The following is a 12,682-nucleotide window of genomic DNA, read 5'->3' as shown; positions in this document are numbered from 1 at the left end:
GCTTGTAAAAACCCACCTGAATAGCCGGTGGGTTTTTATTATTTCAGCGAACGACTAGGTATTGTCAGCTTCAAATTTCTTCATAAACTCAACCAAGGCTTGGACGCCTTCTAATGACATCGCATTGTAGATCGAAGCACGCATACCACCCACCGCTCTATGTCCTTTCAGCGCCTTTAAACCTGCCGCATCAGCAAGATCCAAAAACGTACTGTCTAGTTCTGGTTTCGCGAGTTGAAAAGGCACATTCATCAACGAACGGTTATCCGCGTGGACGGCGTTGTTATAAAAATCCGATTCATCAATAGCGGCATACAACAACGCGGCTTTCTCACGATTAATTTTTTCGATAGCTTCTACACCACCGGCCTCTTTCAGCCACTTGAACACCAACCCAGAAAGATACCATGCATAAGTTGGAGGTGTATTAAACATAGAATCCTTGGCCGCAAGCACTTTATAGTTAAGTACACTTGGTAAGGATTCCGTGGCGAGTTCTAGAAGGTCATCACGAACAATTGCAATGCATATGCCTGCTGGCCCGATGTTCTTCTGAGCGCCAGCGTAGATAACACCATACTTAGAAACATCGATTTGACGAGACAATATTGTTGACGACATATCCGCAACGATAGGTTTATCGGTTACTGGCAACTCATTTATTTCAATCCCGTCAATGGTTTCATTTGGACAAAAATGAACATAGGCCGCCTCTTTTGAAATCTTCCATTCACTGGCTGGTAATATCGCGGCCTTTCCGTCAATCACTGTCTTTGCGTTGAATGCCTCTGGCTGACAGTATTTAGTCGCCTCAGTAATTGCACTTTCAGCCCAATATCCACCATCAATATATGTGGCAGTTTTCGCGGTTCCAAGAAGATTCATCGGCACGGCAGCAAACTGGGCACGTGCTCCGCCATGACAAAACAACACCTTATAATTATCAGGAATACTTAATAAGTCTCGGAGATCTTGTTCTGCTTCGTTTGCTACCTTGATAAATTCTTTGCTACGGTGGCTAATTTCCATCACCGATGTACCCTGGCCATTCCAGTCAACTAACTCGGATTGCGCTTTTTGCATTACTGCTTTTGGCAAAGCCGCTGGTCCTGCACTGAAATTGTAGATCGTTCCCATGATGATATATGCTCCTGCTTAATCTGATTTTTGTGAACTGGAACCAGTAATAGCACGTTTTGCGCAACAGAAAAAGCACAAAAAAGAGGTCGAATGACCTCTTTTAATTGAATGCGGGTTTTTTCTAAAATATCACCACGATTATCGCATCATTACCGACATAAACATGGCAAGTAACGGAATTTTTTGCCCGCTAGTAAATTCTAGGTTTCCTTCTGAAACCGCGGCGTCTATCGTGTAACCATCATCCGTGGGCAGCATGATTTCCATAATAACCATCTCATCAATCCCTTCTTGCATATAAGGGTAAGCTTTTACTAGATCATTCGATACGAAGGTATTGAGCTTACCGGTCAATGCTGGGATAACCTTACTAAAATCTTGGCTCACGTTATCCGTGCCCTTTGGGACTTCCAATAACCAACTTGACTTAAACAAGCCTTCACCAAGGGTCAATTCTAGATCATTAAGTGCAACCTGAAATCCTTGGCTAAATAACGCATCTATCAAAGGGGTAGATTGACCTAATACGGCTTCATCAACGACGGGACTAGACTGATATAAACCAACCAAACCTTCAAAGGCATTTTTGTCTAGGTTTCCAATCGTAAAATCAAGATTCAAATTACTCAACGCACCTTCGTTGGTAACGATATCGCCTGCTTTAACAATATGGTTTGTATTTAACCTTTCACCCGTTTCATCGGTAGAAGAGCTAAAATTATAGCTAAAGTCCTTCGCACTGGTGTACACAGTGCCATCTGGCATCAACATGGCTGAATTGGCCACATTCACTTGCTGCTCTCCATGCCAAAAACCGTTTACTTTTTTGCCTGTCGCAAATCCAGTAATAGACGAAATATTGATACTTTCACCAGTGCCAAAATGAACCTGTAATGATGGGAACTTAAAGGTTAAATCGACTTCGCCTAGTACAGTTGCATTTCCCGTCATTTGAGAAGCGGCCAGATAGATAGAAGTACCAGAAGAGTCAGGTGCTTCATAATTTACATTATCTATATTTAAAGAGAATTCAGTATTCCCATTTAACTGAGTAATGGTTGATAACGTTGCGGGTAGAGAATCGAAGTCCACCAAATTGGTTTCGGTAGCAACACGAATAAGCCCATGTTTGATATCATGCTTAAGGATAAACTCAGTCGGTAAACCATCAATAACAAACTGCTCTTTAAGAGCCGGATCTTCAATAGTGTATTTTGTAGTGGCGATCGCAGATAGGTAACCTCTTTCATAACTGATGATTTCAGCTGAAATTTCACTCGAGTCTAAGGACCCTATTCCATCTTTCAATACATTTTGAGCGATCTGTCCGACGGCTAAAGGCCAACAAGCCACCAGTACCAACGCACCACCTATCGCTCCATATTTTTTCAACTGTTGCATGTGTTCACTTTTAATGGTTTTAAAACATTGAGTCTAGCTCAGTTAACAATAAGTTAAAACCTTGAGTTAAATCAGAGTTTTCAAATGTAGTGAGTGAAGAGTTTTACTCACCTCTCATATCGAAAGGTAGAAAATTGTTACATTGGAAAATAAAACGTCTACGAGGTGACTGTGACTCCATATGTATTGCTCTACCTAGATAATGACCCGATATCTGTAGAAATGTTGAGAACGGAGTTTTCTTTTCTCTCAACGCATTTCGACATCTGTTGCGTTGATTCACCAGAAGAAGCTCAACAGACATTAGAATTTGTCCAAGAACAGGGTCAGTCCGTCGCCATGGCGATTGCGGCTTCAAGTCAGTCATTTGATGCTGCTGAGTTTTTAGTTCAGTTAGACCGACAAGAGCATACGAAAGATGCTCGTAAAATATTAGTCAGTGATGGTGAAGACATCCATACCATTCTCTCTGCCGTCAACGAAGGACGTTTGGACCATTGCCTTACTAAACCATTGAAGAAATACGCTATTTTGGAAACCGCAAAAAAGGAGCTGACAACATTTATTCTTGGAAATCCAGCAGCTGACTGGCTTCACTACAGCTCTATATTGGATCAATCTCGAATCTTAAGTGCGCATATAGAGAACAAACTTGACTCATTTCGCTCCGGCTTCATCCATGACTTCCATCGCCTAAGCGACTCTTTTCTTACCGATCAGTTTATCGGCTCTTTGTTGAAATTTTTCGCGGAGAAAGACGATTCTAGAGCGTGTAGAACGTACTCTTCTGACCATTTATTAACCGTAGAGGGCGAACCCAACGAATTTCTATGGTTCATCGTCGAAGGTGAAGTCGCGTTATATAAAGCCGATGACCTCTCTATCCAAAGAGAGGTTGTCAGGCATTCAAAAGGCAGCTTAGTTGGCGGTATGTCATTTGTTACCGGTGAAATATCTTTCTCCACTGCGATCACATTAACGGAAACAAAGGTAATCAAACTGGACAAAGACATCTTCTCTGAAGTCCTCAACTCAAACAGTGAACTGTTGCCTCTGTTTACGAATATATTACTGCGGCATTTCAACCGAAGGTTGCAAAGAAGCATAAATACAAAGCTTGAATTACAACGAACCTATGAGTCACTTGAAACTGCGCATCAACAGCTAATAGAAAGAGAAAAAATGGCTATGCTAGGTCAGTTAGTTGCGGGCGTGGCACATGAATTAAACAACCCCATTGCGGCAATACTAAGAGGTGCAGACACCTTAACATCTAAGATTGATGAACTTATACACTCTCCACTACCGACCTCGCATCAGGAGCTGGGGGCCAATATATTAAGAGAATCGATGCATTCTCGGCCAATGTCAACGTCGGAAGTTAGGCAACAAACTAAGAATATATTGTCCGATATTAACGATAAAAAACTCGCCAAGAAAGTCGTACAGCTCAACTTACATAGAGACCTATCTGAGATTATACAACTCGGTAAAGAAAGTAAGGATCTCGCTGGCACCATTGCTGGATTAGAAAAGTACTATGTTACTGGTTCCACTCTCCGTTCCATACAGGTGTGTGCCAAGCGTATTGCGGATATGGTTAAGAGTTTAAAGGGCTACGCACGCCAAGATAACGAGATCATGCACGTTATCGATATTCATGAAGGCATTGAGGACACACTGGTCATTTTTGAAAACAAGCTTAAGCGACATACGGTGATTAAAGAGTATCAAGATCTGCCTGAGATTCTCTGTTTAACCAATGCGATGCAACAAGTTTGGACCAACCTTGTATCCAATGCTGTTGATGCATTCCCAGAAAATGGTTGTCTTAAGATTTCCTCAGAACAAGAGATCAAGGATGATTTACTCTATGCCAAGGTGACCTTTGAAGACAATGGTCACGGTATTCCTAAAGAGCAACAAGATAAGATATTTGAACTAAACTATACGACAAAAAAAGAGGGCAACTTTGGCCTAGGTATTGGGCTTTCTGTTTGTCACCAAATTTTAGCCCAACATGGTGGTTGGATAGAGGTTGAATCTAACCCAGATGAATACACCAAAATGATTGTATGGCTGCCGTTTCAACCTGCAAACACTGTGGTAAATACTGATAAGGAAATACGATGAATAAATATCTCATTCTCTGTGTAGATGATGAACGCGAAGTATTGGACAGCGTAGTACAAGACCTTTCCCGGTTTGAAGACAACTTTATAATTGAGGGCGCAGAGTCAGTGGCAGAAGCCAAAGAGGTTATCCAAGAAAACGCGGATGATGATATTAAATTGGCCTTAATTCTGTGTGACCACATAATGCCCGAACAGACTGGAATTAGCTTTCTGATTGAACTTAACGAAGCAAATGAAACAAAATCAGCAAGAAAACTGCTCCTAACCGGACAAGCCGATTTAGAAGCGACAATAAATGCGGTAAACAGCGCAAGCTTGGACTTCTACATTGCCAAACCATGGCATGGTGACGAATTGGTCAAAACTCTGACCCAGCAGTTAACGCAATATATGATTGAAAATGAACCTGATCTTATGCCTTGGGGACGAATTCTTGATACAGAAAAAATATTCAACGCAATCTCAGATAAACGCAGTCAATTTGGTGAATAAAAATCACACTTTAATCCATTTTCTGACTGTTACATCATTAGGCAAGGTAAAATGGCGTAATAATTGATTGCTTTTCAAACAAGTATAGTCAAAACGCCATTTATTTGATGACGCGAAGTGTTTAAAATTATATGGTTAGAAAAATAGTAATGTGAATTTGCTACTACCGAATTAACTTGAAGGACATAGGTTTACCTTAATTATGCGAAAAATACTTTTTATTGCTGCTCTTGCACTTACCTCTAGCTCTGCATTTGCCGCTTCAGATCCAAACAGCCCATCCGTTATGAGCAATTTTAACTATGACTATGTTGAAGCTCGCATTGGCATTGATCCTGTTACTTTCGGTGGCGCTTACAGTACATCTATTCACCCGAATGCGCATGCTGTTGTAAGAGTTGATTCAGAATTCGAGAGCGACTACAACCTTGCCGCAGGTTTGGGTTTCCACGCGCCAATTAATAACTGGGCAGATATGACCGGTGAAATGCTTTTACGTGGTGTTGATAAAAAAAATTCCAGTAGCGATCTCGGAATGGAAATTAACTTGGGTATTCGCCAATGGATAGGACCTCAGTTAGAGCTTGGTGGCAAAGTCGGCTATGTAGATATTGATGACGACGACGATATCATCGGTTCCGTTTATGCTCGTTTCCACTCAACAGAATTATTTAGCATTGGTATTGAAGGTAAAATCAATGACTTTTATGGCGACCAGTTAATGCTTACAACACGATTTAAAATGTAAATCCAATAAATCGTTCGCTATTAAACACAAAAAACCGAGATACGCGTATACGTAGCTCGGTTTTTTTACATCTGATTTTTGATATCCATCCACCGTTTGAAATTAGCCTTAACAGCGACTTTTCATCCACGAACCACTCAAACAAACTGTTCTTTATTTAATTTCGTGGCTTGCGTTTTCTCTGATTTGGGTGAGACACAGGAATAGCCGCAAGCAGTGTCTTTGTGTAATCGTCTTTAGGTGACTCAAAAATCTCGGATACCGTCCCATGTTCAACCACTTTGCCGAAATACATCACAGCAACGCGATCAGAAACATGTCTAACGACCGATAAATCATGCGAGATAAATATCATCGCAAGGTCCATTTCTTGTTGAAGGTGTAGTAATAAGTTTAATATCTGAGCTTGAACCGAAACATCGAGCGCCGATACAGACTCGTCACAAATTAGCAGTTTAGGCTTAAGGGCGATCGCTCTTGCAATACCAATTCGTTGTCTCTGACCACCCGAAAATTCATGAGGATAACGATTTTTCGCTTCCTTCGACAACCCCACTTTAACAAGTAACTCTTCAACCCATTTCTTCCGTTCTTCCTTCGTACCAATTCCATGGATAATAAATGGTTCTTCAATAATCATGCTAATGGTATGTCGCTGATTAAGCGATTCGAGCGGGTCCTGAAACACTATCTGCATGTCTTTTCTTAAAGGGCGCATTTGCTTAGTGGTATATCCCGTGATATCCAGCCCTTCAAAGAATATCTTTCCCCCATTTGGCTCATAGAGTTTTAGTATTGAACGTCCCAAGGTACTTTTACCACAACCTGACTCTCCGACGAGTCCTAATGTCTCGCCTCTAGAGACATGAAGTGACACGCCATCCACTGCTTTCACTGTGTATCCTTTACGAAACACACCGCTTCCAGACGTAAAATATTGTTTTAAGTTTTCAATCCGAATCACTTCTTGCATGCGTATCGCTCTTAACTGCCGTGTGGAAAATCAATAGTAATCATCTGCTTAGGAGGGTTATCTAGATTGGGCATTAACCTAAGTAACTTTTGCGTATAAGGGTGTTTTGGCGAATCAAATAATTCAAACACATCGGCTTGTTCAATGATTTTCCCCTCATACATTACAGCAACGTCGTCACACATTTCGGCAACAACGCTGAGATCATGAGTAATGAAAATTATCGCCATTCCTGTTTCTTCTTGCAACTCAGTCATCAACGCTAATATAGACGCTTGCACAGTAACATCCAAAGCAGTCGTTGGTTCATCACAGATTAATATGTCTGGTTTACAGGCCAATGCCATCGCTATCATTACGCGTTGTCGCATTCCGCCAGAAAGATTGTGTGGATATTCAGACAACCTTTTTTCAGGTTCAGGGATACGCACTTTCTCGAGCATCGCAATTGAAAACTGCAATCTCTGCTTCTTATTTAGCTCTTTTCGATGCAATACCAAAACTTCGTCGATTTGCGCCTTGATCGTCTGTACTGGATTTAATGCCGTCATCGGATCTTGGAAAATAATAGAGATGTTATTTCCGCGCATCGCATACATCTGTTCTGGAGGAAGTCCGAGCAAGTCGGTGCCTTTATACAAGATTTTGCCGCGTGTGACGTTCCCATAGGGCTTAGGTAGCAAGCCAAGGATAGACATAGATGTGACGCTTTTGCCACAACCAGACTCACCAACCAACCCGAGTGTCCGGCCTTGTTTTACGTCAAAATTCACACCATGAAGTACCTTAACCGTACCATCATCAGTAATAAACTCCGTTTCTAAATCACGCACTTGCAATATTATCTCAGCTTCGACCATCCTCTCCTCCCTTAAACCTATATTTGTTTAGAAAACTAGACGCTTAAGCTAAATCATCAAAACTTATATTTATCATTGATTGTCGTCACTGGCTCATACGTTGTGCCTTTCTTCATCGCAGCCAGCGTTTCCTTTTTAGCCTTCAGATCAATCCAATAGGTACCGAGATCAGATGGTGCGCCAGTACTAAATAAACTCGCTGTTTTTTTGGTCATGGGTTGTGCCGGGAATCTCATCCAACGCCAATGCGCGCTTCGTGTGTAAGGGACCATGTAGCCTGGAATAATGATGCTCGCGTCATCCACTATTTTCTGAATGGTTCGAGACAAGTCTTCGCGCTTTTCTCTGCTGAATTCAGAACGGAACTCCGTGATGAGTTTGTCCAATTCAGGCGTACTGTAATTTGTAAAGTTATTCGTTTGCGGCTTGTTTGCGTTTACGGAATGCAAGTATTCCCAATAATGGGGTTGCGAACTCGACCCCATTCCGTGAAATGAAATTTCATGTTTCTTTTCACTCACGTATTTAAACGCTGACGACCCATCAATAAGGTTTAGCGTAAACTCCATTCCCGCCAGCTTCGCCTGCTCTTTTAAGTAAGCCAATCTTGGGGTATGAAACCTTGCCGAATAGGTGATGGCAAATGTCAGTTTTTCACCTTTATCATTCTTTCGAATGCCATCAGAGCCAACGATATTGAAGCCTGCTTTGTCAAAAAACTGAGCCGCTAAAGCAGGATCAAAAGCAGGTGCGGTTATCAGTTCATTAGTAAACTTCTCCTGACCAACACCCATTCCATTCGGTTGCCTTGAGTAGTCGCCTCGTAATACCTTTTTTATCATGCCATCAAAATCTGTCGCATGCGCAATCCCTTTACGAACGTTGATGTCACTCAATTTAGGTTTGGCGGTATTCAACCACATTCCACCAGCCCCTTGAGGCACTTGATTGAACCCCCAAAATTTCTGGACGTACCCTTTCTGGTATATTTTACCGCTTGATTTTTCATGCCACAAAGAGGGACGAACCAAGTGATAAGAGTCCAAGTCACCCTTTTCAAAATGCTTTCTCGCGATATCATCGTCACGAATAATCTGAATTCTAATTTTTTGTACGTTGTAACGGTTTTTATAATAACGGTTGCTATACCCCCACCAATCTTCACCTACATGTTTAAAGGTAATTGAGCGTCCTTTCTTTACCTTATCTATCGCATAAGCCCATGTGGTCGGCTCTGCCTTAAAATTATACTTTCTTACAAAATCATCGTCGACACCGTCTCCGTTCTTGTCGGTATCTGGTTTATAAAAATGTTTTGGTCTTGGTGCCATACTCGTGCTTTCCAACAGGTCTTTTTTGTCTTTCGCTTCGGACAATGTGACCGAAATAGTATGATCATCGTACTTCACTACGTCTTTTAATACGGTGGTGTAGTAAGTGTTGTACCACGGCGCCACAATATCCTTAGAACGCATTAAGGTGAGCACATAGGTGAAGTCATCAGCGGTTACGGCCTCACCATCTGACCATTTCGCCTCGGGATTCAACCTATAAAACACCGTTTTATGGTCTTCGCTAAAAGCCCATTCAGTTGCAATATCTGGGATCCATTCACCCGTATCAGGATGCTTACTGACTAAGGACGGATGCGAGTCGAGCAACCAAGCACGAAATGAGCCATTTGCATCAGGCCCGACGGTTCTGAATGTTTGTGGAAAACTTGCAATAGAGGTGCGAAAAGTGCCGCCAAATTGCGCCTCTGTAGAGGCAAAAAGCGGATCGCTCACATTGGTTTCCCAGACTAAGTTCGAGGGTAAGGGTTGGTCTGCCCACCCATAAAAAGAACAACTGCAGAGCAGAATTGTCGCTATATTATTGTTCATTTTCATATCTACATCCTTGTGTACGCAAGCCCTAGCTATAGCGTGTAAATTTCTTAGGATCAAACGCCGCACGAACGGCCTCTCCGATAAATGTCACCATCACGAGAACCAAAACAATTGAGGTAACAACCGACATAACTATCCAGGGAGAGTCTAGGTTAGACTTTCCTTGCTGTAATAATTCTCCCCATGAAGGTGTGGGTGGCATTAATCCCAATCCTAAATAATCCAACGCGGTTAAGGCCGTAATATTACCGGCGATAGTGAATGGCGCTAATGTTACAATCATGACCATCGTATTTGGTAATATATGTTTAAAAAGAATACGTGCAGTAGAAGCCCCCAAAGCCCTAGCGGCCAGTACATACTCTCTTGCTGACTCCTTGTAGGTCATCGTTCGCATGTACCAAGTAATACCCATCCAACCAAAAAGAACATTGATAAAAACAAAAAGAGTGAACGTTGGTTGAATAATTGAAACCAAAATCATAATGACATACAAAAATGGCACCATTGACCAAACCTCTATTACCCTTTGGAATATGAGATCAAATTTCCCTCCCCAAAAGCCCATTGCACAGCCAACTGCGGTACCTATCACATAAGAAATAGCCATAGTGATTAATGCAAAACTCATTGCGATTCGAAATCCATAGACCAATCGAGCCAAAATATCTCGACCAATAATATCCGTTCCTAAATAATGTTTACTTTTCGCATCTGGCGCTGTCGGTGGATAATCGCCACTGTAGTCTTGTTCGTATGGGTTCCACGGAATAATAGGCAACAAAACAAAGTCACCGTTATCTTCTTCGATAAATTTTTGCTTTAATTCTCTATAATTGGCCTCTGAAAGGTAATCAAGACCGTATTCCGTCCCCGGAATAACATCAGAAAGAACAGGAAAGTGATACGTGCCCTGATAGCTCACTATTAAAGCTTTGCTGTTAACAAGCATCTCCGCAAAAATAGATAGCAACAGAAGCGTTGATAGAATCAAGAATGACCAATATCCCCGTTTTATTTCTTTAAACCGTCTGAATTTCCTTTGAGTTAAGGGGTCCATTTTAAATATCATACTACTCCCCAAACTTCACACGAGGGTCGACAAGAGCGACACACATATCAGAAAGAATATTGCCAACCAACAACATCGAGGCGTTTACCGCAACAATGCCCATCACGACCGGATAATCTCTTTCAACAATAGACTCATACCCAAGAAGACCAATACCGTTGATATCAAAAATAACCTCGATCAGAAATGAACCCGTCATGAAAAAGAGTAATGAATTCCCAAAGTGACTTGCTATTGGGATAAGGCTATTTCTGAGCGCATGTTTTCGCACAGCTTGTTGAAATGGCAGTCCTTTCGCAATTGCTGTGCGAATGTAATCGGCTGACAGGTTTTCCATTAGGTTATTTTTCATTGTCATCGTCAGAGTGGCAAAGTCACCAATCAGATAACAGATAAGTGGCAAAACGGCGTGCCATAACACATCGCTAGCTTGCTCATAAAAGGACTCATAGTCGTCAAAGTCATCGCCGACAAAGCCCCCCATTGGAAACCACTCCAAATTGTAGGCAAACCAGGTAATCAACAAAACACCAACCACATAACCGGGTAAGGCGTAGCCAATAAAAATCGCAATCGAGGAAAGTGAATCAAACACCGAACCATGTTTGAGTGCTTTAAAATATCCCAATGGAATTGATATGAAATAGGCGATGAAAAATGTCATACCACCATAAAAAAGTGAGACTGGCAAACGTTCTGCAATCATATCGGTCACAGGTTCGTAGTAGCGAGTTGATTCGCCAAAATCTAGAGACATGATTTTGGTCAACCATTCCCAGTACGCCTCCACTACGGGCTTATCTAAACCATAAAATTCATTGAGTTGTGCAATTTGGTCCTCTGAAAGAGCCGAGCTTGCGCCGACATCATTACTGACTGCCGTTTCGCTGCTATTAAATTGAATACTAGAAAGGATCCGTTCAACGGGTCCGCCAGGGACAAGGCGAGTGATGGCGAATATGAGAATAGTAATCCCTATAAAAGTGGGGATAACTAACATCATCCTACGTAGAAAATAATCAAACACTAAATATTGCGCTCCCAATCCATGGTTACAGGCAAACTAAAACGTATTTCAAGATATCATGCATATTCTCAGTAATCATATAGTTAATATTAGCTTTAGTTCCAGTAAAAGTAGCCATTGTTGCGTTTGAAATGAAAAAAACCTAGCGAGGGCTAGGTTTTTAGTATTAATTTTTTACTTGGGTATCGCGTTAAGAGAGGTCACAAGTACGTTTCAATTCCTTTTTCGTTTTATTGCTCAATAAGCTCCAGTGAGTACCTTCAACTGCACCAGCAAACTTCCACAACAGGTTAGTATCTGTATTTTCACCATATTGACGCCGCACCTTTTTATATACTTCAGCAGCACCAATCTCCATAAATGAACTGACATCAGAGATACCCGCTTTCTTAACCATCCTCTCCAAGGTTAATCGCATATTAGGTAAGTCTCTTAGCCGTTTACTCTCGGCGGAGTGTCGATATACCTTATTAGCAATCGACATTCGAATTGAACGTTCAATAAGACCATCAAGCCTTAAATACCTTTTGTTATAAAGTGTTGATATATCATAATAGTTGACCGTAACAACGGCTTGTTTTTTAACATGTCTGTACCGTTTACAGCCCAAGGCACGTAGGTCCGCGTCTAGATGTCCTCCTCCTCTTAAATACAGAGCATCACCAGTAATCAAAACAAACATAGCGTCTTGAATAAATAGCCCTATACCACCAAACATAGAGTGTTTATGAAAAACACCAAATTTTCCTGCATAACCATAAAAGTCTGAATTATTCATTAATTTCACCTCTGAAATAACATATTAATTTCTACAAACTTCAATGCCTTCAACGACGAATTAAACTTAAATTATTGTAATTGATATAATTATTAGAATAGTAACGCTATCATGGTACTACTGGACACGCTTCGTTGGCGAAATTGCTAGACGTTAGGCAGTATGAA

General features: G+C 41.4%; 11 protein-coding genes. 3 read left to right on the top strand and 8 right to left on the bottom strand.

Annotated elements, in window-relative coordinates:
* Nucleotides 1-54 precede the first annotated feature (54 nt).
* Both serC and IUZ65_RS07640 read right to left on the bottom strand, forming a co-directional pair.
* Nucleotides 55-1,137 carry a 3-phosphoserine/phosphohydroxythreonine transaminase gene (serC, locus tag IUZ65_RS07645; RefSeq protein ID WP_195703170.1) on the bottom strand — a complete coding sequence of 361 codons (1,083 nt, stop codon included), beginning with the start codon at nucleotides 1,135-1,137 and terminating at the stop codon, nucleotides 55-57.
* A gap of 141 nt (nucleotides 1,138-1,278) precedes the next feature.
* A complete protein-coding gene (locus IUZ65_RS07640; RefSeq protein WP_195703169.1) occupies nucleotides 1,279-2,541 on the bottom strand; it encodes a DUF945 family protein in 1,263 nt (420 codons plus the stop codon).
* Nucleotides 2,542-2,712: 171 nt separating this feature from the next.
* Here IUZ65_RS07640 and IUZ65_RS07635 point away from each other — a divergent pair, with 171 nt between their 5' ends.
* The 3 genes from IUZ65_RS07635 to IUZ65_RS07625 all read left to right on the top strand — a co-directional run bounded on the left by IUZ65_RS07635 (nucleotide 2,713) and on the right by IUZ65_RS07625 (nucleotide 5,916).
* Nucleotides 2,713-4,674, top strand: coding sequence for an ATP-binding protein (locus IUZ65_RS07635; protein WP_195703168.1), 1,962 nt, complete (start codon nucleotides 2,713-2,715; stop codon nucleotides 4,672-4,674).
* Complete coding sequence (locus IUZ65_RS07630) at nucleotides 4,671-5,168, top strand: response regulator (protein ID WP_195703167.1); 498 nt, start codon at nucleotides 4,671-4,673, stop codon at nucleotides 5,166-5,168. The genes IUZ65_RS07635 and IUZ65_RS07630 overlap by 4 nt, the downstream gene beginning before the upstream one ends.
* A 202-nt stretch (nucleotides 5,169-5,370) precedes the next feature.
* Nucleotides 5,371-5,916, top strand: a complete 546-nt coding sequence (locus IUZ65_RS07625) for a hypothetical protein (protein ID WP_195703166.1) — start codon at nucleotides 5,371-5,373, stop codon at nucleotides 5,914-5,916.
* Between the two features lie 157 nt (nucleotides 5,917-6,073).
* On the opposite strand, the gene IUZ65_RS07620 is transcribed toward IUZ65_RS07625, so the two are convergent.
* The 6 genes from IUZ65_RS07620 to IUZ65_RS07595 all read right to left on the bottom strand — a co-directional run bounded on the left by IUZ65_RS07620 (nucleotide 6,074) and on the right by IUZ65_RS07595 (nucleotide 12,515).
* Nucleotides 6,074-6,889: an ABC transporter ATP-binding protein gene (locus IUZ65_RS07620; RefSeq protein WP_195703165.1), complete on the bottom strand. Its 816-nt coding sequence runs from the start codon at nucleotides 6,887-6,889 to the stop codon at nucleotides 6,074-6,076.
* Nucleotides 6,890-6,900: 11 nt separating this feature from the next.
* Nucleotides 6,901-7,749: an ABC transporter ATP-binding protein gene (locus tag IUZ65_RS07615; RefSeq protein WP_195703164.1), complete on the bottom strand. Its 849-nt coding sequence runs from the start codon at nucleotides 7,747-7,749 to the stop codon at nucleotides 6,901-6,903.
* Between the two features lie 56 nt (nucleotides 7,750-7,805).
* Entirely contained in the window at nucleotides 7,806-9,632 is a 1,827-nt protein-coding gene (locus IUZ65_RS07610) for an extracellular solute-binding protein (RefSeq protein ID WP_443083736.1), read from the bottom strand.
* Between the two features lie 31 nt (nucleotides 9,633-9,663).
* Nucleotides 9,664-10,707, bottom strand: a complete 1,044-nt coding sequence (locus IUZ65_RS07605; RefSeq protein ID WP_195705039.1) for an ABC transporter permease — start codon at nucleotides 10,705-10,707, stop codon at nucleotides 9,664-9,666.
* A 4-nt stretch (nucleotides 10,708-10,711) separates the two neighbouring features.
* A complete protein-coding gene (locus IUZ65_RS07600) occupies nucleotides 10,712-11,737 on the bottom strand; it encodes an ABC transporter permease subunit (RefSeq protein ID WP_195703162.1) in 1,026 nt (341 codons plus the stop codon).
* 190 nt (nucleotides 11,738-11,927) lie between these two features.
* Nucleotides 11,928-12,515, bottom strand: coding sequence for a TfoX/Sxy family DNA transformation protein (locus tag IUZ65_RS07595; RefSeq protein WP_195703161.1), 588 nt, complete (start codon nucleotides 12,513-12,515; stop codon nucleotides 11,928-11,930).
* Nucleotides 12,516-12,682: the final 167 nt, after the last annotated feature.

The sequence above is a fragment of the Vibrio sp. VB16 genome (genome assembly GCF_015594925.2).
GTDB lineage: Bacteria > Pseudomonadota > Gammaproteobacteria > Enterobacterales > Vibrionaceae > Vibrio.
The sequence above is the reverse complement of the archived record's forward strand: the minus strand, read 5'-3'. Positions and strand labels throughout refer to the sequence as shown.